This is a genomic window from Streptomyces sp. NPDC001407 (assembly GCF_042895325.1).
Taxonomy (GTDB): Bacteria; Actinomycetota; Actinomycetes; order Streptomycetales; family Streptomycetaceae; genus Streptomyces.
The window spans coordinates 94,667-121,169 of record NZ_JBIAWF010000015.1 but is presented as its reverse complement, the minus strand read 5'-3'; the positions used below and the strand labels follow the sequence as shown (position 1 = coordinate 121,169).

Sequence of the window (26,503 nt, the reverse complement as noted above, 5' to 3'; positions counted from 1 at the left end):
GTTCACTCGTCGTCCGGCAGGGCCCCGTGGACCTCGTGGACCGCCCGCATCAGCGAGATGCCCGCCGGGCCGCCGGCGTAGGCGGCGCAATGGACGGCGACCTCGGCCATGTCCTCGACGGAACACCCGTTGCGCAGCGCCCCGCGGACGTAGAGCCGCAGCTCCTCGGGCCGGTTCAGGGCGGTGAGCAGCGCGAGGTTGAGGAGCGTGCGCGTCCGCCGGTCCAGACCCTCGCGCGCCCAGACCGATCCCCAGTTGTGCGCGGTGATCAGGTCGAAGAGGGGCTTCGCCGGAGCCCAGTTGCTCAGTGGGGAGCCGACGTGCTCGTCGCCGAGCACTTCCCTGCGGATGCGGCTGCCCGTCGCGTACGGATCGGGTGTCTCGGCAGACGTGGCAGGCATACGGATCCCCTTGTCCTGTGGGCAGTCACCCACGTTTCTACCCGTGGAGCAGGGGTGAGGGGTATCCGACTTTGGTGCAAGAGCCGGTGGGGGACCGGTCGGCGGAGCGGTGCGCGCGGCGGTACTCGGTGGGGGGAATGCCGACGCTGCGGGCGAAGTGGAGACGGAGATTTCCCGCGCCGCCCAGGCCGCACTGTTCGGCGATCCTGTCCATCGGCTGGTCCGTGGTCTCCAGCAACTCCTTGGCGCGGGCGATGCGCTGGGCCTGGAGCCACCGGAGCGGTGTGGTGCCGGTGGACCGGTGGAAGCGGCGCACCAGCGTCCGTACGCTCGTGCCGGCCTGCCGGGCCAGTTCGGGCGTGGTGAGGGGCTCGTGCAGGCGCTCGGCGGCCCAGTGCAGCAGCGGGGCGAGCCCGCTGCCGGTCTCGGCCGGCGGCACCGGCGTCTCGATGTACTGCGCCTGACCGCCGGGCCGGTGGGCGGGGACGACCAGGTGCCGGGCGACGGAGGCGGCCACCCGGGAGCCCAGGTCCTTGCGCAGCAGGTGCAGGCAGAGGTCGATGCCCGCGGTGCTGCCGGCGCTGGTGAGGATGTCCCCGTCGTCGATGTAGAGGACGCTGGGGTCGACCTCGACACGGGGGTAACGCGCGGCCAGCAGCGGCGCGTGGTCCCAGTGCGTGGCGGCACGCCGCCCGTCCAGCAGCCCGGCCGCCGCCAGCACGAAGGCGCCCGAGCACAGGGAGACGATCCGCGCGCCGCGATCGTGCGCCTCCCGGACGGCCTCCAGCAGCCGTGCGGGCGGGTCTGCGCGGACGTCGGCGCTGGCGGGGACGACGACGGTGTCCGCCTCGACGAGTTCGCGGTAGCCGTACGGGGTGTGGGTGGTGAACCACTGCCGTGCCGGGGTGCTGTCGGTCTCCGTGGGGTTGCAGAGCCGGAAGTCGTACCAGGGAGTGTGGAGGTCCGGACGCGGGGTTCCGAACACATGGCAGGGCACGGCGAGTTCGAGGACCGGCATGCCGTCGGTCACTGCCACGGTCACGGAACCGGCCGCGCCGGGCTGCTGAGTCATGGCAGTAATCTAACGGCTGATGGCAGATCTGCCACTCGAAGTGGCGGTCATGGACGCCGGCAGTGGGAAGCACCCCGATTCCCACCCACGGAGAGACCACGGACACGTCCATGACCTCAACTCCCCCCACGTCAAAGGCGGAAGCGGCCGCCCCCGCCGCCGTCGCGCCCGCGGATCCCCGGCGCTGGCTGGTGCTGACCGTCGCGTCGGCCGCCCAGTTCCTCGCGATCCTCGACCTGTTCGCCGTCACCGTGGCGTTCCCCGCCCTGGAGAAGTCGTTCCCGCAGGCCTCGCTCGCCTCCATGTCCTGGGTGCTGAACGGCTACACGATCGTCCTCGCCGCGCTGCTCATCCCCGCCGGGCGGCTCGCGGACGAGACGAGCCGCAAGGCCAGCTTCCTCATCGGCATGGTCCTCTTCGGCCTGTCCTCGGTCGGCTGCGCCGTCGCACCCAGCCTGACCGTGCTGATCATCGCCCGCGTGGTGCAGGCGATCGCCGCGGCCGTCCTCGTGCCGACCTCCCTGGGCCTGGCCCTGCCGGCCTTCCCCGAGCACGAGCGCTCCACGGCCATCGGCATCTGGACGGCGGTCGCGGCCGTCGCCGCGGGCAGCGGACCGGTGCTGGGCGGCCTGCTGGTGGAGATCGACTGGCGGTGGATCTTCGTCATCAACGTCCCCGTCTGCGCCGTGGCCGTGGCGGCCGGCGCGCGCCTGCTGCCCCAGGTGGCCCGCAAGCCGGCCCAGGGCCTGGACCTGCTCGGGTCGGCGCTCATCCTCCTCTCGTCCGGCGCGCTGACGATGGCCTTCGTCGAGGCACCCGACTGGGGCTGGACCGCGCCCGGCACCCTGGGCTGCTTCGTGGTCGCCGTGGTGCTGCTGCTCGTCTGCCTGCGCCACATCCGCCACACCCCCGACCCGATCATCAGCCCCACGCTCTTCGCGAGCCGGCTGTTCCGGGTCGGCACCGCCGGAATCTTCGTCTACTACCTGGCGTTCGCCTCGATGCTCTTCGAGGCCGCCCTCTTCCTGACCGGCCAGTGGCACTACTCGGTCCTGCGGGCCGGCCTGAGCATCGCGCCCACCCCGGTCACCGTGATGATCCTCTCCGCCCTCTCGGGAAAGATCATCCGCCGCGTCGGCGCCCGGACCTCGGCGGTGGCCGGCGGTGTGGTGTTCGCCGTGGGCTGCGTGTGGTGGCTGGCCGCGGCCGGCCCGACGCCGCACTACGCGGCGGCCTACCTCCCCGGGGCGATCCTCGTCGGCGCGGGCAACGCCCTCATCCAGCCTGCCCTCTTCGGAGCGGCGAGCGCCCTGCCGGCCGAGCAGCTCTCGGTGGGCTCGGGCACGCTGATGATGTCCCGCCAGGTCGGCTCGGCGCTGGGCGTCGCCCTGCTCACGGCTCTGCTGGGCGGCTCGGGGCATCCGACGATGCCGGCGTTCCGGCATGGGTGGGTGTTCATGACGGTCTGCGCGCTGCTGGCGGCGGGGGTCGCGGGGCGGTTTCGGGCGGCGGGGGTGCGGCGGGGGTAGCGGTTCTTTTCCCCAGCCCCGCCCCTTCCCGGCTGCGTCTGTTGCGCGGCTCCGCCGCGTGGGGGCGCGTGCCCCAGACCCCCGGCTGCGGGTCCGTTGCCTCCCCCAGCTACCTCCCCCAGACCCCGTCCGGGGGTGCCCCCAGAGGTGCCCCCTGCGGCCGCGTCCTCAAACGCCGGACGGGTTGGTTATCCAGCCCGTCCGGCGTTTGAGGACAACACCTCGATGCCCGCGCACAACATCCGCACGCTGCGGATGAACTTCTCGTCCTGGCCGTAGGCGGCCGCCGCGGCGACGGTCAGGGGGAAGCGCTCCTGGAGCGCGGCCGCGTCCTCCGCGCTGACGGCGGCGGTGGGGGACTCGCTCTGCTCCTGGAGGACATAGCCGGTGATGTGGCTGAGCAGGGTGTCGGCCGCGACGATGAGGTGTTCGTCGGGGACGCCCGCGTCGGCCAGCGTGCGCAGCAGCCGTTCCATCAGGGAGAGCGCTCCGGCGCTGAGCACCTTCGGGCTGTCGGCGAACATGATCGCGCCGCCCGTGTGCCGGCGGAGGCCCTGCCGCAGGGTCACCGCCTGGGCCTCGACCCGGTCCTTCCAGTCGGCCTCTTCGGGCAGGGCGGCGAGTGCGGCGGTGCCGGCGTCGTACGCCTGCCGGGCCACCCGGTCCGCCATCAGCCGGAGCAGCGCGCTCTTGCTGGGCACGTGGTAGTAGAGGCTTCCGGCGTGTGCGCCGAGGCGCTCCGCCACTTGGCGCATGGACAACCCGTGGTAGCCGGACTCGGCGAAGACGGCCATGCCCGCGTCGATGATCCGGTCTGCGGTCAGCTTCATGGACTCCACCCTAGCGGCAATTTTCAAACAGTGTTTGAATCTTCCCGTGGGCCCGGCTACTGTCGTGTCCAGCACAATCCACACGGAGTTCGAGGGGGGCTGGTGGCGATGGGCGCACTGCTGTTCAACGTGACCACGGCGGCACTGATGGTTCTGATGTTCAAGGGGGGTCTGGCCCTCATCGGCGAGGACACCCTGCGCCGGCGTCGGACCCCCTGGGCCGCGGTCGCGCTGACCGGGGTCGCGCTCGCCGGGGTCGTCACCCAGCTGTGCTGGTCGGGGGCCATGGACACCTTCGACAGCGACCCGGACAAGTCGGGCTGGTGGCGCGTGGTCACCTCGGTCTTCATGCAGAACGGCGGCCTCCTCGGCGGGGCCTGGAACATCGCCACCCTCGCCGTCGTCGCCGCGCTGGCGGAGTGGTTCTGGGGCGCGCCCCTGATGGTGCTCCTGTTCGCCGCGGGCATCCTCCTGCCGGAACACATCGACGCGCTCTTCGGCCAGACCGGCGGCAGCACCGACCCCCGCAATTTCGCCGGGAGTTCGGGCGCGACGTACTTCCTCGCCGCGACCCTGGCCGCCGGCCTCCTGCTGCGCGGCCGCGACCGCAAGGACGTCCTGCTCGCGATCGCCGCGCCCGTGCTCGGCCTGGCCATGTGGTTCGCCCAGGAGAACGGGCACGGCATGGTGACGGCCTACGGCTTCGTCCTCGGCCTCCTTGTCCGCACCCTGGCCCCTCGCGTCCTCGGCTTCCGGGGCGAGAGCACGCCCCGCCCGCGGCGTACGGCCTGATCGCCGCGTTTCATCGCTCACACCTCACTACGGGAGACGTCATGCCCGAGAACGTGTACCAGGAAGTGTCGAGGGTCGTGGACGAGGAGGTGAAGAACGTGTACCGGGAGGTGTCGAGGCTCGTCGACGAGGAGGTGGCGAAGCTCATGGACCGGACCAACCGCGAGGTGGACCGGGTCGTGAACCGCGCCCTGGGCGTGACCGCGCCCGAGCGCTTCGACACCCACCACTGGCAGGCCCGGCTCGACGAACTGCTCGCCACCCACCGCGTCCCGGGCGCCGTCCTCGCCGTGCTCGCCGACGGGGAGATCCACGAGCTGGCGAGCGGCGTCCTGCACACCGGGACCGGCGTCGAGGCGACCACGGACTCGGTGTTCCAGATCGGCTCGATCAGCAAGGGCTACACCGCCGCGCTCGCGGTGCTGCTCGCCGACGCCGGGAAGCTCGACCTGGACGCGCCCGTCGTGGACGTCCTGCCCGGCTTCGCCGTCGCCGACGCGGAGGCGTCCCGTACGATCACGCCGCGCCAGCTGCTCAACCACACCAGCGGCATCGAGGGCGACTACGTCAACGACACCGGCCGCGCCGACGACTGCCTGGCCCGCTACGTCGAGGCCGCGCGGACCGTCGGCATGACCAACCCGCCCGGCGCCACCATGTCGTACTCCGGCACCGCCTACAACATCCTCGGCCGGATCATCGAGGTCGTCACCGGCAGGACCTGGGACGAAGCGCTCAAGGAGCTGCTCCTCGCCCCGCTCGGACTCGACCGCACGATGACGCTGCCCGAGGAAGTGCTGCGCTTCCGGGCCGCGATGGGGCACATGGGCGACCCCGGCGAGGACCCCGTCCCCACCCCGCGGTGGAACATGCTGCCCCGCTCCGCCGGGCCCTACGGCGGGATCAGCGCCACCGCCGCCGACGTGGTGCGGTTCGCCCGGATGTTCATCGACGGCGGCACGGCGGCGGACGGCACGCGGGTGCTCTCCCCCGCCGCCGTGGCGGCCATGCTCGACCGCGAGGTGGAGGTGCCCGACCAGTGGTTCCTCGGTGCCCACTGGGGCCTGGGATGGGGCCTGTTCGAGTGGGACGGCGCGCGCGGCTTCGGCCACGACGGCATTACGTTCGGGCAGCTCGCCTATCTGCGGGCCATCCCGGAGAAGGGCCTCGCCATCGCCCTCCTGACCAACGGCGGCGCCGCCGCGCCCAAGGTCTTCGAGACGCTCTGCCGCGAACTGACCGCCGAGTTCGCCGGTGTCACCATGCCGGCCTTCGGCCCGCCCGCGCGGCCGCCGGTGGTGAACACGGCCCCGTTCACCGGCACGTACAAGCGCGAGGGCTTCCTCATGACCATCACCGACCGCCCCTCCGACGACGGCGTCCTCCAGCTGACGTACGAGGGGGCGGACGGTCTGGCGGGCACGTTCGACCCTCTGGTCTGGAATCTGACGCCGGTCTCGGACTCGCCGTCGAAGACGGTGTTCGCGGGGCGGCGCGGTGTGATGGACGGGTGGATTCCGGTGGTCTTCTATGCGTTGGGGGACGGGAGCCGGTATGTGCACTTCGGGGTGCGGGCCACGGGGCGGTGTGGGGGGTGAGTTTCTGAGGGTGCGGGTTCGCTGCGCCTGCGGCGGGGCTTTGTTCCCCAGCCCCGCCCCTTCCCGGCTGCGTCTGATGTTCGGCTCCGCCGCGTGGGGGGCTTCGCCCCAGACCCCGCAACACGGCTTCGCCGCGGCCATCGCGTAGCCGAGCGTCAGCCGGCCGAGCCCCGCCGCAAGCGCCAGGAAGTCAGCACGGCCAGCACCGCCAGCGCGATCGGTATCGCGACCAGTGTGTCCCACGGGATCAGTCCGGCCGCGGCCAGGGCGCACAGGAAAGGGGTCGTCAGCAGCACGGGAAGCGTCGACGCCAGGGCCGTGCGGGAGTTGGGAGTCATGTCGGGGTTCCTTCAGGAGTGGGCGCGGCGGGCCGCGTCGAGGTAGGTGGTCAGGTCGTGCCAGCCGTCCGCGGGGGCGGGTCCTCCCGACATCGCCGCCGGGTCGTCGCGCCACGCGCCCCGTACCCCGGCGGAGATCCCCGCGTCGCCGCCCGTGAACAGCGCGCTCAGCTCGTCCATGCGGTCCACGACCCGCCGCACCTTCTTGTCGGTGGGCGGGACCCCGGACGTGCGGAGCCGTTCGGCCCTGCGGTAGAGCTCGGGCCACTCGACCTCCAGCAGATAGTGCCGGGCGGGCCCCACGGCGGTGGCGTGGGCGTCCAACTCCCGCACCTGGTCGTCGTCCAGGTGCTCGCGCAGGGCCCGCCGGCCCTCGGGGCCTGTGCCGCCCGTCGCCCGCAGCGCGTCGAGCAGGAGCTCCCCGCCCGCCGCCGGCCGGTCCGTGGCGAGTGCGTCGCCGAGCCGTACGAGCCGCTGCCGCAGCGTGTCGAGCGCGGCGATGGACGCTTCCACCTCCGCCAAGTGGTCGCGGACCAGCCGCTCCGGGTCCACGCCGGTGTCGAGGCACACCGCGATGCTCTCCAGGCCGAGTCCCAGCCCGCGCAGCGCCAGCACCTGGTACAGCCGCGCGAGATCGTCCTCGGTGTACTCCCGGTGCCCGCCCACCGTGCGTCGTGAGGGGCTGAGCAGGCCGATGGTGTCCCAGTGGTGCAACGTGCGTACGGTCAGCCCGGCGGCCTCGGCGAGCGGACCCACTTTCCAAGTGGTCATGGATCAACGATGCATCCTCACGCGACGTGAGGTTCAAGCGCGGCCCGGGGAAGGACCGCAGTGGAGCGTCGCCCCTCCCGGGCCGCCCGACACCTTACGGAGGACCCATGTCCGACGACCGTGACCGCATACCCGCCGTGGACGCCGCACTCCGCGCGCTCGGCCTCGACGACAAGGCCCGGCTGCTCGCCGGGGACGGCATGTGGACGCTCCCCGCGCTGCCGGGCATCGGCCTGCGCGCGCTCGTCATGTCGGACGGGCCGGTCGGGGTGCGCGGCGTGCGGTGGAGTGCCGGGGCCCCCTCGCTCGCGCTGCCCAGCCCCACCGCGCTCGCCGCCACCTGGGATCCCGGGCTCGCCCGCCGCGCGGGACGCGTGCTCGCGCAGGAAGCGCGGCGCAAGGGCGTCCACCTGCTGCTCGCGCCCACCGTCAACCTGCACCGGTCACCGCTCGGCGGGCGGCACTTCGAGGCGTACAGCGAGGACCCGCACCTCACGGCGGAGATCGGCACCGGCTACGTACGGGGCGTGCAGGACGGCGGCGTCGGCGCGACGCTGAAGCACTTCGTCGCCAACGACGCCGAGACCGAGCGCTTCACCGTCGACAACCGTGTCCCCGGACGCGCCCTGCGCGAGCTCTATCTCGCCCCCTTCGAGGCCATCGTCGCAAACGCCCGGCCCTGGGCCGTCATGGCCGCCTACAACCAGGTCAACGGCGTCACCATGACCGAGAACCACCACCTCCAGCACGAAGTGCTGCGCGGGGAATGGGGTTTCGACGGCTGTACGGTCTCCGACTGGCTCGCCGCCCGCGACACCGTGCGGGCGATCCGCGGCGGCCTGGACATCGCCATGCCCGGCCCGCGCACGGTCTACGGCCCCGCGCTGGCGGCGGCCGTGCGGGCGGGCGAGGTGCCGGAGGCGCTCGTGGACGCCGCCGTGCGCCGGGTGCTGCTGCTCGCGGCGCGCGCCGGTGTGCTCGACGGGGCGCCGCCCGCCGTCACCCGGCCGCCCGCGCCCCTCGACGGCGCGGCCCTCGCCCGGGAGACCGCCCGCCGCTCCTTCGTGCTCGTGCGCAACGAGGCCGTACGCGAGGGAGAGCGCGCCCTCCCCATCGACCCCGCCCGCATCCGCCGCCTCGCCCTCCTCGGCGGCGCCGCCAGGGACGCCCGGATCCTGGGCGGCGGTTCGGCGCAGGTCTTCCCCGCCCATGTCGTGTCGCCCCTCGACGGGCTGCGGGCCGCACTCCCCGACGGCGTCCTCGCCTACGCCGTGGGCGCCGATCCCGATACCGGACCGACGGTCGCGGGGGAGGGGTTCCGCCTGGTCGCCGTCTGCCGGGACGCCGACGGCCGGGTCCTGGGGCGCGAGGAGATGGCGGACGGCGCCGTGCAGTGGACCGGCGACCTGCCGGACGGTGTCCCGTACGCGGCCCTGCACACCGTCGAGGCCACCGGCACCTTCACCCCGCGCGCGAGCGGCCCGCACTCCTTCGGCACCCGGGGGACGGGCGGCTTCCGGCTCACCGTGGACGGGCGCGTCCTCTTCGACGGCACCCAGGCCACCGGCCCCGACGCCGACCCCTTCGAGGCGTTCCTGGGCGCGCCCGTCACCAGGGGCGAACTGCCCCTGGAAGAGGGGAAGCCGGTCGACATCAGCCTCGCCTACACCGTGACAAAACCCGCGAACGCCCCCATAGAGGCCGTGGCGTTCTCCCTCCTGCACCGTGAACCCCGGCGCGATCCGGACGCGTTGCTGGACGAGGCCGTGGCCGTCGCGGCCGGAGCCGACGCCGCCGTCGTGGTCGTCGCGACGACCGAGCGCGTCGAGAGCGAGGGCTTCGACCGCACCACCCTCGCCCTGCCCGGCCGCCAGGACGAGCTCGTCGCCAGGGTCGCCGCCGTCAACCCCCGTACCGTCGTCGTGGTGAATTCCGGCGCCCCCGTCGAATTGCCCTGGCGGGACGATGTCGCCGCCGTCCTGCTCGGCTGGTTCCCCGGCCAGGAGGCGGGCGCGGCGCTCGCGGACGTGCTCCTGGGCGCCGACGAGCCGGGCGGCAGGCTCCCCACCACCTGGCCGGCCCGCCTCGCGGACGCCCCGGTGACGGAAGTTGACCCACGCGAGGGTGAACTTGCTTATGAGGAAGGTGTGTTCATCGGATACCGTGCCTGGGAGAAGGCGCGGGCGGTCCCGGCTTACGCCTTTGGCCATGGCTTGGGCTACACCGACTGGTCGTACGAGGCGCTGGACATCCGGAGCGAGGGTACGGATGCCCCGGTGGCCACGGTCCGCGTGCGCAACACCGGCACGCGGTTCGGCCGGGAAGTGGTCCAGGTCTATCTCGCCGCTCCCCGGGGCGGTGAGGTGGAGCGCCCGGCCCGTCGGCTGGCCGGTTTCGCCTCGCTGGAGGCGGAGCCGGGGCAGACGGCGGAGGCGGCCATCGCCCTGGACCCCCGCGCCTTCCACGTGTGGGACGAGGCCGCGGCCGCCTGGCGGCGCCTCCCCGGCACCTACATCGCCGAAGCCGGCCGCAGCATCGCCGACCGCAGACTGACCGCGCCCGTGCGGATCGGTGACGCCTGACGCATCACGCCGGGGGCCGGGCCGCGGTGATCGTGCGGTAGGCCAGGTCCGCCAGCTGCCGCTGGCCGTCCTTGCTCGGATGGAACCAGTCCCACGGGCTCAGCGCCCCGTCCGTGAAGCCGTATTCGTGCACGGCGCCGTCGTAGCGGCAGAGCTTGTCGCGGCGGCAGACGTCCGCGAGGACCGCGTTGTACTCCCCGACCCGCTTGACGACCTGCTCGCGGCGGTCGGTCGAGGCCGCGTCCACATTGCCCGCGTCGTGCAGCATCGAGGGGCAGATGCCCCAGTTCCACACCGACTTCGCGAAGCTGTTGCCCCGCCCCTGGGACCACAGCCGCTTCAGGTCGGGGATCGCGGCGACGTACAGCTGGGAGGCGGGCAGCGCGGTGCGCAGCTCCTTGACCGACTGCTCGAAGTCCGTGCGGAAGGCGTCCACCGGCGTCATCTCGCCGACGTCGGCGCGGCACGCGTCGTTGGCGCCGAGCAGCACCGTCACCAGCTGCGGCTTGTTCGCCACGGCAGCCCGCATCTGGGCGGGGAGGTCGGACATCCGGGCTCCGGTCCGCGCGAGGTTCCAGCTGCTTGTCTGCGGCGAGGCCAGCAGGCGGTGGGCGAGGCTGTCGACCTTCGTGCCGGTGGCCCAGGAGACCTCGGGGCAGTCGCGGAGGGGGGAACAGGCGTTGAAGCCGCGCGTGATGGAGTCGCCGAGGGAGGCGATCGAGCCGGGCCGGGTCCGCCATGCCGGACCGGCGCTCGCGCTCGGCTTCGCCTTCGGCTCCGCGGTGGCGGAGCCGCCCTTGCCGTCGTCACAGCCGGTGACGAGCAGGGCCGCCGTGACCACGGCAGTGGCGGCCCGCACGGCCCCGCGCACCTTCCGTCCCGCGCGCTCGCGCATGGCTTCGTCCCCTCCGGCCGGGTGATATCGGTACGGGTCCGACGGTACGTCACCGGAGGGGTGCCACCGCACGGTAGCTTTTCCCCGGGGGAGGTCGGGCAAGGCCCGGCAGGGTTCGCGCTCAGGCATCGCCGATAGGACAACACGTCACATCCTGTCCCTTTTCAGGAGAATTGCTCCCGATGGTGTTTACTGTTGGTAACCTCGTGAGCTGGTGCGGGAGTGGCCCTTGGGGCAGAATGTCTACTGCTGTCCCAGGCGGGACCGGTACGGGTGCGAGGCCGCTGGGGAAGGCGAACCTCGAACCGCACTGGAGGTCCCGGTGACGACACGTGGAGTTCTCTACGTGCACTCCGCGCCGCGCGCGCTGTGCCCGCACGTCGAATGGGCCGTCGCGGGCGTGCTCGGTGTCCGCGTCACGCTCGACTGGATCCGACAACCCGCCTCACCCGGCACCTGGCGTGCGGAATTCTCCTGGCAGGGGCAGGTCGGCACCGCCTCCAAGCTCGCCTCCGCGCTGCGCGGCTGGCACCTGCTGCGCTTCGAGGTGACCGCCGAGCCGTGCGCGACCGCCGAGGGCGAGCGCTACAGCTCCACCCCCGAACTGGGCATCTTCCACGCCGTCACCGGCATCCACGGCGACATCCTCATCCCCGAGGACCGGCTGCGGGCGGCACTCGCGCGCGCCGCCCGGGACGAGAGCAACCTCGCGGCCGAGGTCGCCAAGCTCCTGGGCAAGCCGTGGGACGACGAACTGGAGCCGTTCCGCTACGCCGGCGAGGGCGCGCCGGTCAGATGGCTGCACCAAGTGGTCTGAAAGTGGTCTGAAAGTGGTCTGACCGGGGCTCGGCCACCGGCGGCGCGCTCTTGCGGTGGAGCGGGCTCCAAGGGCTAGCGTCACGCCATGTCCGAAACGACCTCAGTCACCCTTCTCGGCACGGGAATCATGGGCGCGGCCATGGCCCGCAACCTCGCCCGTGCCGGTCTCGACGTACGCGCCTGGAACCGCAGCAGGGAGAAGGCCGAACCGCTCGCCGCCGACGGAGTGCGCGTCGCGGACAGCCCCGCCGACGCCGTGCGGGGTGCCGACGTCGTCCTGACCATGCTCTACGACGGGCCCGCCGCGCTGGAGGTGATGCGGGCCGCGGCACCCGGCCTGGCGCCGGGCACCGTGTGGGCCCAGTCCACCACCGCGGGGCTCGACGGCTTCGAGGCCCTCACCGGCTTCGCGGCGGAAGCCGGCCTGGTCTTCGTCGACGCCCCCGTCCTGGGCACCAGGCAGCCCGCCGAGGCCGGGACGCTGACGGTCCTGGCCGCCGGGCCCGCGCAGGCCCGTACGGTCCTCGCGCCCGTCTTCGACGCCATCGGCAGCCGTACGGTCTGGGCGGGCGACGACGCTCCGGCCGACGCGGCCACCCGGCTCAAGCTCGTCATCAACAGCTGGGTGCTCGCCGTCACCCACGGCACCGCGGAGGCGCTCGCCTTGGCCGAAGGGCTCGGCGTGGACCCGGCCGGCTTCCTCGGTGCCGTCGAGGGCGGCCCGCTGGACATGGGCTATCTGCGGGCCAAGGCGGCGCTCATCCTCGGGGGCGGGCTCACCCCGCCCAGCTTCGCGACCACCACGGCCGAGAAGGACGCCCGGCTGATCGTGGCCGCGGGGGAGCGGGCCGGGGTGCGGCTGGACGTGGCGGCCGCGGGCGCCGAGCGCTTCCGCCGGGCCACCGAACAGGGCCACGGCGACGAGGACATGGCGGCCTCGTACTTCGCCAGCTTCGACCGCTGACCTCCCCGCCGGGGAAAAAGCGAGCGGCCCGCACCCGGACGAACCGGGGCGGGCCGCTCGCGCGTCGAGCGCGCGGGATCAGACCGAGCGGAGGGCGAGGACCACGTTGTGGCCGCCGAAACCGAACGAGTTGTTGATCGCCGCGATCGGGCCCTCCGGCAGCGGACGCGGCTGGTCACGGACGATGTCCGCGTCGATGTCCTCGTCCGGGTCGTCGACGTTGATCGTCGGCGGGGCCATCCGGTGGTGCAGGGCCAGGACGGTCGCGACCGTCTCGATGCCGCCGGCGCCGCCCAGCAGGTGGCCGGTCATCGACTTGGTGGCGGACACCGCGACGTGGTCGAGGTCGTCGCCGAGGACCTTGCGCAGGGCCTTGATCTCGGCGGCGTCGCCCTGCGGGGTGGAGGTGGCGTGCGCGTTGAGGTGCACGATCTCCGAAGGCTTGAGGTCGCTGTTGTCGAGCAGGTTCTGGAGCGCGGCGGCGATGCCGCGGCCGGTCGGCTCGGGCTGCGCGATGTGGTGGCTGTCCGCGGACAGGCCCTGGCCCAGCACCTCGCAGTAGACCCGGGCACCACGCGCGGCGGCGTGCTCGGCCGACTCCAGGACGACGACGCCCGCGCCCTCGCCGAGGACGAAGCCGTCACGGCCCTTGTCGTACGGGCGGGACGCCTTCTCGGGCTCGTCGTTGTTCTTCGACATCGCCATCATGTTGGCGAAGGCCACGATGGGCAGCGGGTGGATGGCCGCCTCGGTGCCACCGGCGACGACGACGTCGGCACGGCCGGTGCGGATCATCTCCACGGCGTAGCCGATCGCCTCGGCACCGGACGCGCAGGCGCTGACCGGGGTGTGCACGCCCGCCTGGGCGTTCACCTCCAGGCCGACGTTGGCGGAGGGGCCGTTGGGCATCAGCATGGGCACGGTGTGCGGGGAGACGCGGCGGACGCCCTTCTCCTTGAGCACGTCGTACTGGTCGAGGAGCGTGGTCACGCCGCCGATGCCGGAGGCGATGACCGTGCCGAGCCGCTCGGGAGCGATCGACGCGTCCTCGCCCGCCTTGGCGGTGAAGCCCGCGTCGGCCCACGCCTCACGGGCGGCGATCAGCGCGAACTGCGCGGACCGGTCCGTCTTGCGGGTGAGCGGGCGGGGCAGGACGTCCTCGGGGTCGACGGCCGCACGGGCCGCGATCCGGACGGGAAGGTCGGCGAAGCGCTCGCCTTCCAGGGGCTTGACCCCGGAGCGCCCGGCGAGCAGGCCCTCCCAGGTCGACGCGCTGTCGCCACCCAGCGGTGTGGTTGCGCCGATACCGGTGACGACCACGGTGCGATTGGTCGGGTTCACAGGGATTCTGTCTCCACGTGTAGAGGTGCGGCAACCGCCACCACTGGGGTGGCGACGAACGCTTGGATCAGGCCTGGTGCTTCAGGATGTAGTCGGCAGCGTCACCGACGGTCTTGAGGTTCTTGACGTCCTCGTCCGGGATCTTGACCTCGAAGCGCTCCTCGGCGGCCACGACGACCTCGACCATGGACAGCGAGTCGACGTCCAGGTCGTCGGTGAAGGACTTCTCCAGCTTGACGTCCTCGACGGGGATGCCGGCGATCTCGTTGACGATCTCGGCGAGACCCTCGAGGATCTGCTCCTGGGTGTGAGCCATTGCGGCGCTCCTTCTATGTGCGGTGAAACTGCTGCGTTATGGAAATCTGCTGATGCGGGAGGGGCCGTACGGCGGGGCCGCGCGGATTCTCGCCTAGGGGAGGGTAACGACCGTGGCGGCGTAGACGAGACCCGCCCCGAAGCCGATGACGAGCGCGGTGTCCCCGCTCTTCGCCTGCCCGGTGGCCAGAAGCCGCTCCATGGCCAGCGGGATGGAGGCCGCGGAGGTGTTGCCCGTGGTCTCCACGTCGCGGGCGACCGTGACGCTCTCCGGCAGTTTGAGGGTCTTCACCATCGAGTCGATGATCCGCATGTTGGCCTGGTGCGGGATGAAGACGTCCAGGTCCTCCGGGCTGACCCCGGCGTCGTCCAGCGCCTGCTGGGCGACCTTCGCCATCTCGAAGACGGCCCAGCGGAAGACCGCCTGGCCCTCCTGCGTGATGGCGGGGAAACGGATCTCCTCGATGGCCTGGCGGACCTCGTCGCGGTCGCCGCCGGGGACGGGCGTGGTGCGGTACTCGTCCCAGCCGACGGTCTGCTTGATCGTGTGGGACTTGTCGCCCTCCGAACCCCAGACCGTGGGGCCGATCGCCGGCTCCTGCGAGGGGCCCACGACCACGGCACCGGCACCGTCACCGAACAGGAAGGCCGTCGCGCGGTCCTCCAGATCCGTGAGGTCCGACAGCCGCTCCACGCCGATGACCAGGACGTATTCGGCCGAACCCTCGACGATGAGGCCCTTGGCCAGCGTGAGTCCGTAGCCGAAGCCGGCGCAGCCCGCGGAGATGTCGAAGGCGGCCGGCCTGCCCGCGCCGACCTTGTGCGCGATCTCCGTGGCGATCGCCGGGGTCTGCTTGAAGTGCGAGACGGTGGAGACGATCACGCCACCGATCTGCTCGGGGCTGATGCCCGCGGCGGCGATGGCCTTGCCGGCCGCCTCGACGGACATCGCGGACACCGTCTCCTCGGGGCCCGCCCAGTGCCGGGTGGCGATGCCCGAACGGGAGCGGATCCACTCGTCCGAGGAGTCGATGTGCTTGAGGATCTCCTCGTTCGGAACCACACGCGTCGGGCGGTAACCGCCCACGCCGAGGATGCGCGCGTAGGGGGCGCCCTTGCTGGGCCTGATCTTCGCGGTCATGCTCTCGGGGCTCCTTATCCGGCCGTGGTCGCGGCGTCGGCGTACTCGGCGATCAGCTCACGCGCCGCGTCCAGGTTGTCCGGCGTCTTGAGCGCGAGGGTCCGGACGCCGGGCAGGGCCCGCTTCGCCAGGCCCACCAGCGTGCCGCCGGGCGCGAGCTCGACGATCGCGGTGACGCCGAGCTCCTTGAAGGTCTCCATGCACAGGTCCCAGCGGACCGGGTTGGCCACCTGGCCGACCAGCCGCCGCACGACCTCGGAGCCCGAGGTGACGACGTGACCGTCCTTGTTGGAGACGTACCGCGTGTGCGGGTCCGCCGGGGCGAGCTCCGCCACCGCGGACTCCAGGGCCGAGACGGCCGGGGCCATGTGGTGCGTGTGGAAGGCGCCGGCGACCTTCAGTGCGACGACCTTGCGCGTGCCCTCCGGCTTGTCCTCGGCGAGCGCCGCGAGCTGCTCCGCGGTGCCGGCGGCGACGATCTGGCCCGCGCCGTTGACATTGGCGGGCGTCAGCCCGAGCTTCTCCAGGTGCGGCAGGACGACGTCGGCGTCCCCGCCCAGCAGGGCGGACATGCCGGTCTCCGTCACGGCGGCGGCCTCGGCCATCGCGAGACCGCGCTTGCGTACGAGCTCCAGCGCGGCCCGCTCGGGGAGGACCCCGGTCAGGGCGGCGGCGGCGAGCTCACCGACGCTGTGACCCGCGGTGGCACCCACCAGGCGGGCGAAGTCATCGGCCGTCGGGAACAGCTGCCGGGCCGACACCAGCGCGGAGGCGACCAGCAGCGGCTGGGCCACGGCGGTGTCGCGGATCTCGTCCGCGTCGGCGTCCGTGCCGTAGTGGACCAGGTCCAGGTCGATGGCGGCCGACCACTCACGGAGTCGGTCTTCGACACCGGGGAGGTCGAGCCAGGGGGTCAGGAAGCCGGGCGTCTGAGCGCCCTGGCCGGGGGCGACGAGTACGAGCACCCTCACACTCTCTCTCGTGGACGGCCCCGGCCACCGGTGGGGACAGGGACCAAGAACCGTCAGGGGAATTGTTGATGTCCAACAAAAGCCTAGAGCTGGGACTCCGCGTCTGCCAGGCGCCCCAGGATCAGCGCGACTCGCAGTGTGAAGGCCGAACGCACATCGGAGGGTGACCATCCGGTGACGTCCGTCACACGTCGGAGGCGGTATCTCACGGTGTTCGGGTGGACGAACAGCATCCGTGCCGCGCCCTCAAGGCTACTTGCCTGCTCCAGATAGACGCTGAGGGTCTCCAGCAGGGCCGAGCCCGCTTCCTCCAGCGGTCTGTAGATCTCCTCCACCAGTTGCTCACGCGCGGTAGCGTCACCGGCCATCGCGCGCTCCGGGAGGAGGTCGTCGGCCAGGACGGGCCGGGGGGCGTCCGGCCAGGCGGCACACGCCTTCAGGCCCGCCGCGGCGGCCTGCGCGGAGCGGGTGGCCGCCAGCAGGTCCGACACCACGGGACCGGCCACGACCGGGCCCGCCGCGAACGGCCCGATCAGGGCCTTCGCCGCCTGCAGCGGATTGTCCGAGCCGCCCGCGATCACCACCAGCCGGTCCCCGAGCACCCCGGTCAGCACCTGGAGCTTCGCGTGCCGCGACGCCCGCCGGATCGCCTCGACCGTCAGCTCGCTGTCCCCGTCGGGCGCCGTCCCCAGCACCACCGCCACGTGCGAGGGCGAATTCCAGCCGAGGGCGGCGGCCCGGGACAGGGCGCCCTCGTCGGCCTCGCCCGACAGCACCGCGTTGACGACCAGCGACTCCAGCCGGGCGTCCCACGCGCCGCGCGCCTCCGCCGCCTGTGCGTACACCTGAGCGGTGGCGAAGGCGATCTCCCGCGCGTAGACGAGCAGGGCCTCGCGCAGCACCGACTCGTCGCCCGGCGCGGCCACCTCGTCGATCGCCGACTCCATGACCTCGATGGTCGTGCGGACCATCTCCACCGTCTGGCGCAAAGTGATCGCCCGCGTCAGCTCGCGCGGGGCCGTGCCGAAGACGTCCGTGCTGATGGCCTGCGGCGTCTCCGGATGCCGGAACCACTCGGTGAAGGCCGCGATACCGGCCTGCGCGACCAGGCCGATCCAGGAGCGGTTCTCCGGGGGCATCGCCCGGTACCACGGCAGCTGGGCGTCCATCCGCGCGATGGCGGCGGCGGCCAGGGTGCCGGAAGACTTCTCCAGACGGCGGAGGGTGGCGCTGTGGGGGTGCGGGGTGTTAGCGGCGGGTTCAGGCACGGGGACAAGCCTGCCTCATTCGGGTGCCGAGCGGGGTCGCCGGGCTACGGTAGCCCGATGACGCACGTGCGACGCGCCGTACAACGCGCAGGTGAACGCTTCCGCGGCGGCGATCCGGAGGCCGGGATCGAGACCTGGCACGCGTTCTCCTTCTCCGGCTTCTACGACCCCGACAATGTCCGGTTCGGGCCCCTGGCCGCCTGCAACGAGGAGCGCCTCGCGCCCGGCGCGGGCTTCGCCGAGCACCCGCACCGCGATGTCGAGATCGTGACCTGGGTCGTCGAGGGCGAACTCACCCACGAGGACTCCACCGGCCACCGCACGGTCGTCCGCCCCGGCGACCTCCAGCGCTTCAGCGCGGGCTCCGGCGCCCGCCACTCCGAACGCAACGAGGGCCCGGCCCCGCTGCGCTTCGTACAGATGTGGCTCACCCCGTCGGAGGCCGACGGGGAACCCTCCTACGAGCTGCTGCCTCAGATCCCCGACGGGGCGTATCCCCTGGCCGGTGCGGAGGCGGTGCTGCATGTGCGGCGGCTGGGGGCCGGTGAGCGGGTTGTCCTGCCGGACGGGCAGTGGGTGTACGTGCATGTCGTGCGGGGGGTTGTGCGGGTGGACGACTCCTCTGTCGGGGAGGGCGACGCGGTCCGGCTCTTCGAGGCGGTGGGGGTGACGGCGGAGGCGGCGGGCTCTGCGGAGCTGCTCATCTGGGCGATGCATGCGGAGCCGCACTTCGGCTGAGGCGGGTTGCGCCTGCGGCGGGCTTTTCCCTACCCCGCCCCTTCCCGAAACTGGGGGGCAAGCCCCCAGACCCCCGCAACACGGCTTCGCCGCGTTGGTCCTCAAACTCCCCCAGCTACCGCTGGGAGGTGCCCCCAACGGGCTGAATATCAGCCCGTCCGGCGTTTGAGGACGCGCCCGCAGGGCGCTCTCCGCCGCTGGGGGCACCTCTGGGGGCACCCCCGGACGGAGTTTGGGGGAGGCAGCTGGGGGAGGCAACGGACCCGCAGCCGGGGGGTCTGGGGCACGCGCCCCAGTTCGGGAAGGGGCGGGTAGGGGAAAAAGCCCGCCGCAGGCGCCCACCGTCCCGCAGTCGGGGGTCTGGGGCAGCGCCCCCCACGCGGCGGAGCCGCACATCAGATGCAGCGGGAAGGGGCGGGGTAGGGGAACAAGGCGCCGCAGGCGCCCCCGACCGGCACCCGGGCACGGGTCCGGGGCGGAGCCCCGGCCGCGGCGGAGCCGCGCATCAGACGCTGCGGGAAGGGGCGGGGCTGGGGAAGAAAAAGCAGCCCGCCGCAGGCGGACCCTCAGGCCAGCTCCGCCAGCACCGCATCCGTCAGCGCGGGCCACACCTCGACCGCCCAAGGCCCGAACGCCCGGTCAGTCAGAGCGACGCACGCCGCCCCCGCCACCGGGTCCACCCACAGGAACGTGCCCGCCTGCCCGAAGTGGCCGAACGTGCGCGGGGAGGACGACGCCCCCGTCCAGTGCGGCGACTTGCCGTCGCGGAGCTCGAAGCCGAGGCCCCAGTCGTTCGGGCGCTGGTGCCCGTAGCCGGGGAGGACGCCGGTCAGCCCGGGGAAGGCGACGGCCGTCGCCTCGTCGAGCGTCTGCCGCGACAGCAGCCGCGGAGCCTGGAGCTCCGCGGCGAAGCGGGCCAGGTCGTCGACGGTGGAGACGCCGTCCTTGGCGGGGGAGCCCGTGACGTCTGTCGCCGTCATGCCGAGCGGCTCCAGCACGGCCTGCCGCAGATACTCGGGGAACGGGATGTCGGTGGCCTTGGCGATGTGGTCGCCGAGCACCTCGAAGCCCGCGTTGGAGTACAGCCGCCGCGTCCCCGGCTCGGCCATCGCCCGGTGCTCGTCGAAGGCCAGCCCGGACGTGTGGGCGAGCAGGTGGCGGACCGTGGACCCGGCCGGACCGGCCGGCTCGTCCAGCTCGATCGCGCCCTCCTCGACGGCGAGCAGCGCGGCGTACGCGGCGAGCGGTTTGGTCACGGAGGCCAGGGCGAAACGGTGCGCGGTCGGGCCGTGGGCCCCCGCGAGAGAGCCGTCGGCCCTCACCACCGCCGCCGCAGCGTTCTCCACCGGCCAGTTGTCGATCTTCCGCAGGCTCTCCATGGGGGCGAGCCTAACCCGGCCAAGGATTCCCCAAGATCTCGCTTGCTTGGAGTGCACTCCAACTCTCTAGCGTTGTCCATGTCGCCAGGGCTTTTCGACCGCGAACGGCCCGCGACGCGAGGGGGATCCGTATGACCGTTCTGGACCACGCGCCGGCGGAAGTGCTCGCCGACGGCAAGCCCTGCGCGCCGGGGCCGCGGCCCGGACGCCCGCAAGGCGAGCGCCACACGATCAGTGAGGTCGCCGAGTACACCGGGCTGTCCGCGCACACCCTGCGCTGGTACGAGCGGATCGGGCTGATGCCCCACGTGGACCGCTCGCACGCCGGCCAGCGCCGCTACACCGACCGCGACCTGGACTGGCTGGACCTCGTCGGCCGGCTGCGGCTGACCGGGATGCCGGTGGCGGACATGGTGCGCTACGCCCAGCTGGTCCGCGAGGGCGAGCACACCTTCGCCGAGCGCGAGCGGCTGCTGAGCGCGCACCGCGACGACGTGCGGCGCCGTGTCGCGGAGCTGCGGAGCACCCTCGATGTGCTCGACTACAAGATCGAAATTTACGCCGACGCCCGACGCCGGGCGTCCGAAGGGGTCTGAACGCTGATGAGCACCAACGACACGATCACCACCGCGAAGCTCGGCACCGGCGGTCCCGAGGTCGGCGTGCAGGGGCTCGGCTGCATGGGCATGAGCTTCGCCTACGGGCCGACCGACGAGGCCGAGGCGCGGGCGACGCTGGAGCGGGCGCTCGAACTGGGCGTCACCCTCTTCGACACGGCCGACATCTACGCCTTCGGCCGCAACGAGGAGTTCATCGCGCCCTTCGTCCGGGCCAACCGCGACCGGATCACGCTGGCCACCAAGTTCGCCATCGTGCGGCGCGAGGACGACCCGTCGTACCAGGCCATCCGCAACGACCGCGCCTACATCCGCGAGTCCGTCGAGGGCAGCCTGCGCCGCCTCGGCGTCGACCACATCGACCTCTACTACATGCACCGCCGCAACGTCGACGTGCCCATGGAGGAGAGCGTCGGCGCCATGGCTGAGCTGGTCGCCGAGGGCAAGGTCGGCCACCTGGGCCTGAGCGAGGTGACGGGCTCCGAACTGCGCGCCGCCCAGGCCGTGCACCCCATCGCCGCGGTGCAGTCGGAGTGGTCGCTGTTCAGCCGGGACATCGAGGCGGGCGTGGTGCCCGCGGCGCGCGAGCTGGGCGTGGCCCTGGTGCCGTACTCGCCGCTCGGCCGCGGCTTCCTGACCGGCTCCTTCGTCCACGCGGACAAGGAGCTGACGGACGACGACTGGCGGCGCAAGCAGCCGCGCTTCACGGGCGACAACGCGGCGGTCAACGCCGCCCTGCTGGCGCCGGTGCGCGCGATCGCCGAGGCGCGCGGGATCACGCCGGCCCAGGTGGCCCTGGCCTGGGTCCAGCAGCGGGCCGCCGTCCACGGCCTGACGGTCGTTCCGATCCCGGGCACGCGCAAGCGCTCCCGCCTGGAGGAGAACACTGCCGCCACGCACATCGTCCTGACCGGCGAGGAGCTGACGGCTCTGGAGCCGATCGCCTCGCAGGTGGCGGGCGACCGTTACCCCGACATGACCTTCACGTCGGCCGGCCGGGAGTAACCGCCTTGCCCCGGGCGCCCGTTACCGGCCGTCGCCCGGGGCGACCAGCCCCGATTCGTACGCGAAGATCACGGCCTGCGCCCGGTCGCGCAGGCCGAGCTTGGCCAGCACCCGGCCGATGTGCGTCTTGACCGTCTGCTCCGCCACCACCAGGGACGCGGCGATCTCCTGGTTGGAGAGCCCGCGCGCGATGAGTTCGAGCACCTCGGTCTCACGCGGCGTCAGGCCGTGCAGCCGCAACGACGGATCCCGGCGCCGCGCGGGCCGCTGGCGCGCGAAGTCCGCGATGAGCCGGCGGGTCACGGAAGGGGCGAGGAGCGCCTCGCCCGCCGCGACGACCCGCACCGCCGAGATCAGATCGGCCGGGGGCGCGTCCTTGAGCAGGAAGCCGGACGCGCCCGCGCGCAGCGCCTCGTAGACGTAGTCGTCGACGTCGAAGGTCGTCAGCATCAGCACCTTCGGCCGGTGCGTCACCCCGGGCGGGGGATCGAGGAGCCGCCGGGCCGCCTCCAGCCCGTCCATCTCCGGCATCCGGACGTCCATCAGCACCACGTCCGGGTGCGCGCGGCGGCTGAGTTCCACGCCCTGCCGGCCGTCGGGCGCGTCACCGACGACGTCGATGTCGGACTGCGCGGCGAGGAGCGCGGCGAAGCCCGCCCGCACCATGGCCTGGTCGTCGACGATGATCACCTTGATGGTCATGCGGTGGGTGGTTCCCTTTCGGAGCGCTGCGGAGGAGGGGGCGGGGGCGGGGCCGCGTCAGTCGGCCCCGGCGAACGGCAGCCGGGCGGCCACGCGGTAGCCGCCCTCCGGCAGGGGGCCGGTGTCCAGCGAGCCGCCGACGAGGCGGACCCGCTCCCGCATCCCGACGAGGCCGTGGCCGGTGCCGGAGGACTCCAGCGGGGCGTCCGGCCCCGCCGCCGCGTCGTTGACGACGAGCACCATCAGGCTTTCCGCGGAGACCGACACCGACACCCGGGTCGGCGCGCCGGGCGCGTGCCGCACGACATTGGCCAGGGCCTCCTGCACGATGCGGTACGCCGAGAGGTCCACGGCCTGCGGCAGGGCGGCGGCGGCCGCCGCCACCTCCGGGCCGGTCGTGAGCTCCACGGGCTGCCCGGACCGCACGGTCGCCTCGACGAGCTGCGGGATGCGGGACACCCCCGGCTGCGGCGCGCGCTCGCCGCCGGGCTCCTCGCCGTTGTCCTCGCTGCGCAGGACGCCCAGCAGCCGCCGCATCTCGGTCAGCGACTCCCGGGCGGTCGCCGCGATCGAGGTGAACTCCTCGCCCGCCTCGGGCGGCAGCCCCGCGATGCGGTACGGGGCGCTGTCGGCCTGCACGGTGATCACCGACATGTGGTGGGCGACCACGTCGTGGAGCTCGCGGGCGATCCGGGTGCGCTCCTCCAGCAAGGTGCGGCGGGCGCGCTCGGCCTCGCTGATGGTCTCCTGCTCGGCGAGCGCCCGCCGGGCGTCACCCCGGCCGCGCAGCGCGCCGCCGAGCAGCATGAGCACACCGCCGATCACCACGAGCGCCACCCACACCCCGGAGCCGCGCTCGGGCGCGATGCTCTGCAGGGCCACGCTCGCCGCGCAGGTCAGCGTCCACGCGGCCACCAGCGTGCGGGGCCGTTCGCGCAGCCCGAGGGCGAGCATCAGCAGCAGCATGCCGATGATCTCCATGGGCGGCCACGGCCAGGGGTTCCCCTCGCGCGCCGGGACACCGAGCAGCGCGGCCGCTCCCACGACGTCGGCGACGAGGACGACCGCCCACGCGAGCAGCGGCCGCCGCACGGCGACGAACAGCGGCCCGGCCTGGAAGAAGGCGAGGACGACGGCGAGGCCGGGGTGCAGCCCGTACTCCCGGGTCAGCATGGTGCCGGTGACGGGCAGCAGGATCGCGACGAAGACCGCGGCGACGGCGTACGGCAGGCGGCGCACCCACCGCCGCCTGGCCTGGCCGAGGAGGGGCACCGGCGGGCCGACGGGCGTGAAGAGCTCGCGCAGGAAGCGGAAGGGAGGTGACTGGATCATGACGAGCTCAGCGTAGGCGCCGAGGGCCCGCCGGGACGTCACACCGGGGTGTGGGCCGTGTGGTCATACCTCGGTATCACCCGACGCCGTCCGCCTCACAATTCCGCCAGCAACTGCGCCTTCTTGGAGGTGAATTCGTCGTCGGTCAGCAGCCCCGCGTCGTGCAGTGCGCCCAGATGGCGGATGCGGTCCGCGATGCCGCCCGGGTCGGGGCGGGCCGCGGGGACGCGCAGCGCGGCCACCGGTGTGGTGGACCGTACGGCCTCGAGGACCGCGGCCGCGAAGGGGAGGGATTCGTGGACGAGCCCGTAGCCCATGCCGAAGACGACCGCCGCCGTGTCCTGGTCGGCCTCGCCGGGGTACTCGTCCGGCGCCTGGCCGCGGCGCACCAGCCGCAGGCAGCCGCCCGCCGCGTCGGGGGAGCGCCACTCGACGCCGGACAGCTCGTCGACGGGGAAGCGCTGGTCGCCCGCCTTCCACTTGGCGGAGGAGGCGCCCGTCCAGAACCAGCGGAAGGCGACGGCGGTGCCGTCGAAGGACGCCTTGCCGTCGTACGCCTTGAAGGACAGGGGCGGGACGGGGGCGGTCACCAGGTGGCGCTCGGCGGGTTCGGCGGCGAACGGGCCGAGCGCGGACCGTATCTCGTCGGCGTAGTACCCCGCGAGGGCGTCGCGCTCCTCGGGCAGCACCAGACGGTAGGGGTCGCAGCCCTCCTTGAGCTGCCCGGCGGCGGCGTCCATCAGCGGGTCGGCGCCCGGTCTGGGCACAGCACGCAGCACCACCGTCCCGCGCTTCCCCGGGGCCAGCTCGACGGCCGCGAGCGCTTCGTAGGGGACGCGGCGCTCGCCGAGAGCCTGGAACAGCTTCGGTGTGCGGATCCCCCGTTCGAAGCGGATGAGCACGGAGTCGGTGTCGAACTCCCAGGCGGCGTGGAAACCGGCCAGCACATCACCCATGCGGCTCATCGTATGCGGCGGTCGGCCGCTCGTCGCTACGCGCGTCAAAGTGACGTGCTCCCGTCCGGTGGGCAATATTTCCCGGGGTTTCGCCCTCGTCCCCCTTGACGTGGCCCCGCCGTCCGCGCGGCCGCCGTCGAGGAGGACGGCCTACGCCAGATCGTCCGCGCAGCCGCTGGACGCCTTGGCGCAGCTGACCGCCGAGGGGAGGCCGACGCCGATGCCGGCGAAGTTGGCCAGGCTGGTCGTGCCGGGTTCGAAATAGCCCGCGTGACCCTGTGCGCCGCGCGAGGACAGCAGGCGCGCGCCGAAGCCCGCGGAGACCGGGTCCGCGCCGTGCCCGAGGCCGCCGACCTCCAGGTGGGGGACGCCCTGGATCCAGTCGTCGGGGTCGCGCATCGCCCATATCCGGGCGCTGGTGTGCAGCTCGGAGACGCGGTCGGCGCGCATGCCGGGGCTGCCCGCCACGGCCACGTCCGTGACCCGGGGGGACATGTCGCGGACGGCGACGCCGCACACCACGGATCCGTAGCTGTGGCAGACGAGGGAGACGGGCGAGGTGCCCGGCAGCCCGCGCACGAGCGAGCGCAGGCGCAGCGCGCCCTCGGTGGCGAGCCTGCCGGTGGCGGCGTCCATGCCGACCCCGGCGGGCGAGGTGTAGTCGGCCCAGGCGATGACGGCGGTGCGGGTGCCGGGGCTGGTCTTCCGCTCGGCGGCGTAGAGGGAGCGGGCCATGCCCTCGGGCGCGGTGTACGCGCGCTGGGTCTTCTCGAAGGTGAGGACGTTGGTGTCGACGCCCGGCACCACCACGGAGACGCGCTGGGCGTGGTCGAGGTCGCCGGTGACCTCGGCGACCCGTCCGGCGCCGGTGGGGTCGAAGGCGAGGATCTGCCGGTCTTCGCCCATGAGCGATTCGTAGCGGTGCATGCGCCGCTCCGCGTCCTGGCGGCCGGCGGGGGTCAGGTCGCTCTCGCGCATGCGGTGTTTCTCGACCTTGCGCGCCTGGTCGAGGGCGACCCGGTTGGCGTGGTAGCGCAGGGTGAGCGGGGCGCCGTCGAGGTTGCCGACGACGAGGGGGTAGCGGTCGGCGAGCCCCTGGCGCTGGGCGCCGGTGAGGGAGCCGAAGAAGCGGGCCAGGGCGTCGGGTGCCGTGCCGGGGTCCGGGAGGCGGTGCCCGGCTATCGACCCGTGCAGCCACGCGCTCAGCGTCGCCGCCCGCACGTCGCCGCCCGCTCTGTGGCTTCTGACGGCCGTCCAGCCGGTGGTCGCGAGCATGATGAAGACCACGGCCAGTGCGAGCAGCGCGCGCCACACAGCGGTCGTGGTCGTCCACGGGGCGGAGGGGGAGCCGAGCTCCGGGAAAGAAGTCACCGCCGAACACCCTAGGAGAAAGCCGGCGGTGACCGTGAAGTCAGTGAGTCATCTCACGTTTGAAGTGGGGGTGATTGTGCACTCGTTTGCGCTTGACGATCAGTTGCGCCAGTTTTCCGCCAACGCCGGTCCGAGCCGGTCGAGATACTCCGTGGTGATCCTCCGGAGTTCGTCCAGCCCGGCGTTGCCGCTCTCGCCCCAGAGCTTGCCGGTCACCCGCATCACACCGCCGAACGCGGCCACCAGCACCTGGGGTCTGGGGTCGGTCCGCACGTCGAGCCCCTCGCGGCGGGCGATCTCCTGCGCGAGCTGCTCCTCCAGTCCGGCCAGCCGGTGCAGATGGGCGGCGAACAGCTGCGGGGTCGACTCGATCATCCGGTAGGTGCGCATGTGGAGTTCCAGCGGCACGACCGACTCGATGGCCTCGCCCACGCTGTCCCAGGAGGCGAGCACGGCGTTGCGCAGCGCGGTGAGCGGTGCCTCGGAGGCGGGCCGCAGGAGGAGCCGGCTGAAGAAGAAGGACTCGACCGAGTCCTGCACGGCCAGGGCGACCTCCTCCTTGTTCGCGAAGTACCGGAAGAAGGTGCGCTGGGAGACGTCGGCCGCCTCGGAGATCTCGTCGACGGTCGTGCCCTCGAAGCCCTTCTCCGCGAACAGTTCGAGGGCGCAGCGGATCAGGGTGTCCCGGGTGCGGCGCTTCTTCCGCTCGCGCAGCCCGGGCGGTGCCTCGGCTGCCGCCACATCCTCGATCGCACGCATCGACGTCTCTCCTCACC

26 protein-coding genes are annotated in these 26,503 nt (G+C 72.8%); 9 read left to right on the top strand and 17 right to left on the bottom strand.

Annotated elements, in window-relative coordinates; all coding sequences use genetic code 11:
• Nucleotides 1–2 precede the first annotated feature (2 nt).
• Both ACFY1P_RS21415 and ACFY1P_RS21410 read right to left on the bottom strand, forming a co-directional pair.
• Nucleotides 3–401, bottom strand: coding sequence for a carboxymuconolactone decarboxylase family protein (locus tag ACFY1P_RS21415; RefSeq protein WP_390751568.1), 399 nt, complete (start codon nucleotides 399–401; stop codon nucleotides 3–5).
• Nucleotides 402–438: 37 nt separating this feature from the next.
• On the bottom strand, nucleotides 439–1,473 hold the full coding sequence (locus ACFY1P_RS21410) for a GlxA family transcriptional regulator (protein ID WP_390751567.1): 1,035 nt from the start codon (nucleotides 1,471–1,473) through the stop codon (nucleotides 439–441).
• A 110-nt stretch (nucleotides 1,474–1,583) separates the two neighbouring features.
• Between ACFY1P_RS21410 and ACFY1P_RS21405 the strand changes: the two genes are divergently transcribed.
• Nucleotides 1,584–3,002: an MFS transporter gene (locus tag ACFY1P_RS21405; protein WP_390751566.1), complete on the top strand. Its 1,419-nt coding sequence runs from the start codon at nucleotides 1,584–1,586 to the stop codon at nucleotides 3,000–3,002.
• A gap of 188 nt (nucleotides 3,003–3,190) precedes the next feature.
• Here the strand turns inward: ACFY1P_RS21405 and ACFY1P_RS21400 are convergent, their stop codons facing one another.
• Nucleotides 3,191–3,832, bottom strand: coding sequence for a TetR/AcrR family transcriptional regulator (locus ACFY1P_RS21400; protein ID WP_390751565.1), 642 nt, complete (start codon nucleotides 3,830–3,832; stop codon nucleotides 3,191–3,193).
• A gap of 108 nt (nucleotides 3,833–3,940) precedes the next feature.
• On the opposite strand from ACFY1P_RS21400, the gene ACFY1P_RS21395 reads away from it, so the two are divergent.
• Together ACFY1P_RS21395 and ACFY1P_RS21390 are read left to right on the top strand one after the other, a co-directional pair.
• On the top strand, nucleotides 3,941–4,624 hold the full coding sequence (locus ACFY1P_RS21395; RefSeq protein ID WP_390751564.1) for a hypothetical protein: 684 nt from the start codon (nucleotides 3,941–3,943) through the stop codon (nucleotides 4,622–4,624).
• A gap of 41 nt (nucleotides 4,625–4,665) precedes the next feature.
• The gene (locus ACFY1P_RS21390; RefSeq protein ID WP_390751563.1) at nucleotides 4,666–6,222 is read left to right on the top strand and encodes a serine hydrolase domain-containing protein; all 1,557 of its coding nucleotides are present in this window, start codon (nucleotides 4,666–4,668) and stop codon (nucleotides 6,220–6,222) included.
• A gap of 155 nt (nucleotides 6,223–6,377) precedes the next feature.
• Here the strand turns inward: ACFY1P_RS21390 and ACFY1P_RS21385 are convergent, their stop codons facing one another.
• Nucleotides 6,378–6,560: a hypothetical protein gene (locus ACFY1P_RS21385; protein WP_361534197.1), complete on the bottom strand. Its 183-nt coding sequence runs from the start codon at nucleotides 6,558–6,560 to the stop codon at nucleotides 6,378–6,380.
• Nucleotides 6,561–6,572: 12 nt separating this feature from the next.
• Complete coding sequence (locus ACFY1P_RS21380) at nucleotides 6,573–7,331, bottom strand: MerR family transcriptional regulator (protein WP_361534200.1); 759 nt, start codon at nucleotides 7,329–7,331, stop codon at nucleotides 6,573–6,575.
• A gap of 107 nt (nucleotides 7,332–7,438) precedes the next feature.
• Here ACFY1P_RS21380 and ACFY1P_RS21375 point away from each other — a divergent pair, with 107 nt between their 5' ends.
• Nucleotides 7,439–9,913 (top strand): glycoside hydrolase family 3 protein, encoded by a 2,475-nt coding sequence (locus tag ACFY1P_RS21375; RefSeq protein WP_390751562.1) that lies wholly within the window; start codon nucleotides 7,439–7,441, stop codon nucleotides 9,911–9,913.
• Nucleotides 9,914–9,917: 4 nt separating this feature from the next.
• Here ACFY1P_RS21375 and ACFY1P_RS21370 read toward each other — a convergent pair whose 3' ends face one another.
• Complete coding sequence (locus tag ACFY1P_RS21370; RefSeq protein ID WP_361533017.1) at nucleotides 9,918–10,808, bottom strand: SGNH/GDSL hydrolase family protein; 891 nt, start codon at nucleotides 10,806–10,808, stop codon at nucleotides 9,918–9,920.
• Nucleotides 10,809–11,130: 322 nt separating this feature from the next.
• Here ACFY1P_RS21370 and ACFY1P_RS21365 point away from each other — a divergent pair, with 322 nt between their 5' ends.
• Together ACFY1P_RS21365 and ACFY1P_RS21360 are read left to right on the top strand one after the other, a co-directional pair.
• Nucleotides 11,131–11,625 carry a DUF3145 domain-containing protein gene (locus ACFY1P_RS21365; RefSeq protein ID WP_361533020.1) on the top strand — a complete coding sequence of 165 codons (495 nt, stop codon included), beginning with the start codon at nucleotides 11,131–11,133 and terminating at the stop codon, nucleotides 11,623–11,625.
• Between the two features lie 87 nt (nucleotides 11,626–11,712).
• Nucleotides 11,713–12,591, top strand: coding sequence for an NAD(P)-dependent oxidoreductase (locus tag ACFY1P_RS21360; protein WP_390751561.1), 879 nt, complete (start codon nucleotides 11,713–11,715; stop codon nucleotides 12,589–12,591).
• Between the two features lie 78 nt (nucleotides 12,592–12,669).
• On the opposite strand, the gene fabF is transcribed toward ACFY1P_RS21360, so the two are convergent.
• From fabF to ACFY1P_RS21335, 5 genes are all read right to left on the bottom strand, one after another.
• Nucleotides 12,670–13,932: a beta-ketoacyl-ACP synthase II gene (gene fabF / locus ACFY1P_RS21355; RefSeq protein ID WP_361533026.1), complete on the bottom strand. Its 1,263-nt coding sequence runs from the start codon at nucleotides 13,930–13,932 to the stop codon at nucleotides 12,670–12,672.
• A 67-nt stretch (nucleotides 13,933–13,999) separates the two neighbouring features.
• Nucleotides 14,000–14,248 (bottom strand): acyl carrier protein, encoded by a 249-nt coding sequence (locus ACFY1P_RS21350; RefSeq protein WP_390751560.1) that lies wholly within the window; start codon nucleotides 14,246–14,248, stop codon nucleotides 14,000–14,002.
• A gap of 93 nt (nucleotides 14,249–14,341) precedes the next feature.
• Complete coding sequence (locus ACFY1P_RS21345) at nucleotides 14,342–15,388, bottom strand: ketoacyl-ACP synthase III (RefSeq protein WP_390751559.1); 1,047 nt, start codon at nucleotides 15,386–15,388, stop codon at nucleotides 14,342–14,344.
• 14 nt (nucleotides 15,389–15,402) lie between these two features.
• Nucleotides 15,403–16,353 (bottom strand): ACP S-malonyltransferase, encoded by a 951-nt coding sequence (locus tag ACFY1P_RS21340; RefSeq protein WP_361533035.1) that lies wholly within the window; start codon nucleotides 16,351–16,353, stop codon nucleotides 15,403–15,405.
• Nucleotides 16,354–16,442: 89 nt separating this feature from the next.
• Nucleotides 16,443–17,627 carry a CdaR family transcriptional regulator gene (locus tag ACFY1P_RS21335; protein ID WP_116211492.1) on the bottom strand — a complete coding sequence of 395 codons (1,185 nt, stop codon included), beginning with the start codon at nucleotides 17,625–17,627 and terminating at the stop codon, nucleotides 16,443–16,445.
• A gap of 57 nt (nucleotides 17,628–17,684) precedes the next feature.
• Here ACFY1P_RS21335 and ACFY1P_RS21330 point away from each other — a divergent pair, with 57 nt between their 5' ends.
• Nucleotides 17,685–18,365: a pirin family protein gene (locus ACFY1P_RS21330; RefSeq protein WP_361533039.1), complete on the top strand. Its 681-nt coding sequence runs from the start codon at nucleotides 17,685–17,687 to the stop codon at nucleotides 18,363–18,365.
• Nucleotides 18,366–18,931: 566 nt separating this feature from the next.
• Here the strand turns inward: ACFY1P_RS21330 and ACFY1P_RS21325 are convergent.
• Nucleotides 18,932–19,744, bottom strand: a complete 813-nt coding sequence (locus ACFY1P_RS21325; protein ID WP_361529291.1) for a serine hydrolase domain-containing protein — start codon at nucleotides 19,742–19,744, stop codon at nucleotides 18,932–18,934.
• 131 nt (nucleotides 19,745–19,875) lie between these two features.
• On the opposite strand from ACFY1P_RS21325, the gene ACFY1P_RS21320 reads away from it, so the two are divergent.
• Complete coding sequence (locus tag ACFY1P_RS21320; RefSeq protein ID WP_361529294.1) at nucleotides 19,876–20,340, top strand: MerR family transcriptional regulator; 465 nt, start codon at nucleotides 19,876–19,878, stop codon at nucleotides 20,338–20,340.
• A 6-nt stretch (nucleotides 20,341–20,346) separates the two neighbouring features.
• Complete coding sequence (locus ACFY1P_RS21315) at nucleotides 20,347–21,366, top strand: aldo/keto reductase (protein WP_390751558.1); 1,020 nt, start codon at nucleotides 20,347–20,349, stop codon at nucleotides 21,364–21,366.
• A gap of 21 nt (nucleotides 21,367–21,387) precedes the next feature.
• Here ACFY1P_RS21315 and ACFY1P_RS21310 read toward each other — a convergent pair whose 3' ends face one another.
• The 5 genes from ACFY1P_RS21310 to ACFY1P_RS21290 form a co-directional block, all read right to left on the bottom strand.
• Complete coding sequence (locus ACFY1P_RS21310; protein WP_361529300.1) at nucleotides 21,388–22,068, bottom strand: response regulator transcription factor; 681 nt, start codon at nucleotides 22,066–22,068, stop codon at nucleotides 21,388–21,390.
• Nucleotides 22,069–22,125: 57 nt separating this feature from the next.
• A complete protein-coding gene (locus tag ACFY1P_RS21305; RefSeq protein ID WP_390751557.1) occupies nucleotides 22,126–23,400 on the bottom strand; it encodes a sensor histidine kinase in 1,275 nt (424 codons plus the stop codon).
• A 95-nt stretch (nucleotides 23,401–23,495) separates the two neighbouring features.
• Complete coding sequence (locus ACFY1P_RS21300; protein WP_361529306.1) at nucleotides 23,496–24,356, bottom strand: DUF4429 domain-containing protein; 861 nt, start codon at nucleotides 24,354–24,356, stop codon at nucleotides 23,496–23,498.
• A 150-nt stretch (nucleotides 24,357–24,506) separates the two neighbouring features.
• Nucleotides 24,507–25,727: an alpha/beta hydrolase gene (locus ACFY1P_RS21295; RefSeq protein WP_390751556.1), complete on the bottom strand. Its 1,221-nt coding sequence runs from the start codon at nucleotides 25,725–25,727 to the stop codon at nucleotides 24,507–24,509.
• A gap of 99 nt (nucleotides 25,728–25,826) precedes the next feature.
• Nucleotides 25,827–26,486 (bottom strand): TetR family transcriptional regulator, encoded by a 660-nt coding sequence (locus ACFY1P_RS21290; protein ID WP_361529312.1) that lies wholly within the window; start codon nucleotides 26,484–26,486, stop codon nucleotides 25,827–25,829.
• Nucleotides 26,487–26,503 lie beyond the last annotated feature (17 nt).

Bases quoted from the DNA above. Each gene is read 5' to 3' on its own strand.
- ACFY1P_RS21415 (WP_390751568.1), bottom strand. From the start codon at position 401: ATGCCTGCCACGTCTGCCGAGACACCCGATCCGTACGCGACGGGCAGC.
- ACFY1P_RS21410 (WP_390751567.1), bottom strand. From the start codon at position 1,473: ATGACTCAGCAGCCCGGCGCGGCCGGTTCCGTGACCGTGGCAGTGACC.
- ACFY1P_RS21405 (WP_390751566.1), top strand. From the start codon at position 1,584: ATGACCTCAACTCCCCCCACGTCAAAGGCGGAAGCGGCCGCCCCCGCC.
- ACFY1P_RS21400 (WP_390751565.1), bottom strand. From the start codon at position 3,832: ATGAAGCTGACCGCAGACCGGATCATCGACGCGGGCATGGCCGTCTTC.
- ACFY1P_RS21395 (WP_390751564.1), top strand. From the start codon at position 3,941: ATGGGCGCACTGCTGTTCAACGTGACCACGGCGGCACTGATGGTTCTG.
- ACFY1P_RS21390 (WP_390751563.1), top strand. From the start codon at position 4,666: ATGCCCGAGAACGTGTACCAGGAAGTGTCGAGGGTCGTGGACGAGGAG.
- ACFY1P_RS21385 (WP_361534197.1), bottom strand. From the start codon at position 6,560: ATGACTCCCAACTCCCGCACGGCCCTGGCGTCGACGCTTCCCGTGCTG.
- ACFY1P_RS21380 (WP_361534200.1), bottom strand. From the start codon at position 7,331: ATGACCACTTGGAAAGTGGGTCCGCTCGCCGAGGCCGCCGGGCTGACC.
- ACFY1P_RS21375 (WP_390751562.1), top strand. From the start codon at position 7,439: ATGTCCGACGACCGTGACCGCATACCCGCCGTGGACGCCGCACTCCGC.
- ACFY1P_RS21370 (WP_361533017.1), bottom strand. From the start codon at position 10,808: ATGCGCGAGCGCGCGGGACGGAAGGTGCGCGGGGCCGTGCGGGCCGCC.
- ACFY1P_RS21360 (WP_390751561.1), top strand. From the start codon at position 11,713: ATGTCCGAAACGACCTCAGTCACCCTTCTCGGCACGGGAATCATGGGC.
- ACFY1P_RS21350 (WP_390751560.1), bottom strand. From the start codon at position 14,248: ATGGCTCACACCCAGGAGCAGATCCTCGAGGGTCTCGCCGAGATCGTC.
- ACFY1P_RS21345 (WP_390751559.1), bottom strand. From the start codon at position 15,388: ATGACCGCGAAGATCAGGCCCAGCAAGGGCGCCCCCTACGCGCGCATC.
- ACFY1P_RS21330 (WP_361533039.1), top strand. From the start codon at position 17,685: ATGACGCACGTGCGACGCGCCGTACAACGCGCAGGTGAACGCTTCCGC.
- ACFY1P_RS21325 (WP_361529291.1), bottom strand. From the start codon at position 19,744: ATGGAGAGCCTGCGGAAGATCGACAACTGGCCGGTGGAGAACGCTGCG.
- ACFY1P_RS21320 (WP_361529294.1), top strand. From the start codon at position 19,876: ATGACCGTTCTGGACCACGCGCCGGCGGAAGTGCTCGCCGACGGCAAG.
- ACFY1P_RS21315 (WP_390751558.1), top strand. From the start codon at position 20,347: ATGAGCACCAACGACACGATCACCACCGCGAAGCTCGGCACCGGCGGT.
- ACFY1P_RS21310 (WP_361529300.1), bottom strand. From the start codon at position 22,068: ATGACCATCAAGGTGATCATCGTCGACGACCAGGCCATGGTGCGGGCG.
- ACFY1P_RS21305 (WP_390751557.1), bottom strand. From the start codon at position 23,400: ATGATCCAGTCACCTCCCTTCCGCTTCCTGCGCGAGCTCTTCACGCCC.
- ACFY1P_RS21300 (WP_361529306.1), bottom strand. From the start codon at position 24,356: ATGGGTGATGTGCTGGCCGGTTTCCACGCCGCCTGGGAGTTCGACACC.
- ACFY1P_RS21290 (WP_361529312.1), bottom strand. From the start codon at position 26,486: ATGCGTGCGATCGAGGATGTGGCGGCAGCCGAGGCACCGCCCGGGCTG.